The sequence below is a fragment of the Kitasatospora putterlickiae genome (assembly GCF_039527695.1).
GTDB lineage: Bacteria > Actinomycetota > Actinomycetes > Streptomycetales > Streptomycetaceae > Kitasatospora > Kitasatospora putterlickiae.
In genome coordinates this window covers 28,295-28,755 of the sequence record NZ_BAAAKJ010000096.1, presented here as the reverse complement: position 1 = coordinate 28,755, position 461 = coordinate 28,295, and the positions used below count along the sequence as shown (strand labels likewise).

The following is a 461-nucleotide window of genomic DNA, read 5'->3' as shown; positions in this document are numbered from 1 at the left end:
CGGCGACGCGGCCGCCGTGGAGGTCCTCACCATCGCCGGCCACGCGCTCGGCCGGGCCCTCGCGGGGCTGGTGGCGCTGCTCGATCCGCAGACGGTGGTGGTGGCCGGAGGCGCCGGCCGAGCGCTGCTGCCGTACGCCCGGAGCGCGTATGCCGCCGAGCGGCTGCCGGTCCACGCCGACGTGACGTTGGTCCCGGCCGCGCTCGGTGACGCGGCGGTCGCCGTGGGCGCGGCCCGGGCGGCGATGACCCGGCGGGCCGTGTGCCTGCCGTCCGGTCCGAGGTCCGCCGGTCCCGGTCCTGCCGAACCCAGCAGCCGGCCGCGGCCGGTCGCCTTCCCGCACACCACCGAAACGGAGCCCCGATGAACGTTCTCGACACCCTCCGCGGTGGCCTGGTGGTCTCCTGCCAACCGCTGCCGGACGAACCCGCCGACCCGATGCGCGACGCAGCCGTGCAGGC

At 77.7% G+C, this 461-nt stretch carries 1 protein-coding gene; it reads left to right on the top strand.

Going from position 1 to position 461, the window contains the following annotated elements; genetic code table 11:
- Positions 1–367 (top strand): ROK family protein (locus ABD308_RS10470; protein WP_344331352.1); only part of this gene is annotated, 367 nt, incomplete at its 5' end.
- Positions 368–461: the final 94 nt, after the last annotated feature.